Source organism: Polaromonas sp. P1_G2 (genome assembly GCF_056405515.1).
In genome coordinates, this window is the sequence record NZ_JBFUBY010001326.1 from 1 (window position 1) to 422 (window position 422).

Genomic DNA, 422 nt, shown 5'->3' on the forward strand with positions numbered 1-422 from the left:
GATATCGACAGTCACATAGCACTGTTTCTTCTCGAAGATTTCGGGGGCGAGAAGATAGCCCGTGACGCAGGCATCGTGGATCGGCCGGGCTTCGGTGGGAAACTTGTGCGATCCATATTGGCGATAGAAGTCGGCGAGGTTGGCGGCTTCTATCGCAGCCCGGCTGCCGGTCCGGCGCAGCGTGTCCAGCCACTCGGGCGTCATCTGCGCCGTATAGGTGCAGTCGATCCCCGCCATGGTCACCGGCACACCCGAGGCGAACACCTTGTGTGCGGCATGCGGGTCGACATAGATGTTGAACTCCGCCGCCGGCGTGGCGTTGCCGCCTTCGAAGAAGCCGCCGCCCATGAGCACGACCTCACGGATTCTTGGGATGATGCGCGGCTCCATCACCATTGCCATGGCTAGATTGGTCATCGGAC

At 61.6% G+C, this 422-nt stretch carries 1 protein-coding gene; it reads right to left on the minus strand.

Annotation, left to right across the window (positions count from 1 at the left end; all coding sequences use genetic code 11):
• The coding region (locus tag AC1D0P_RS30385) for a nucleoside hydrolase (RefSeq protein ID WP_477680130.1) at positions 1–422 on the minus strand (422 nt) is incomplete at both ends.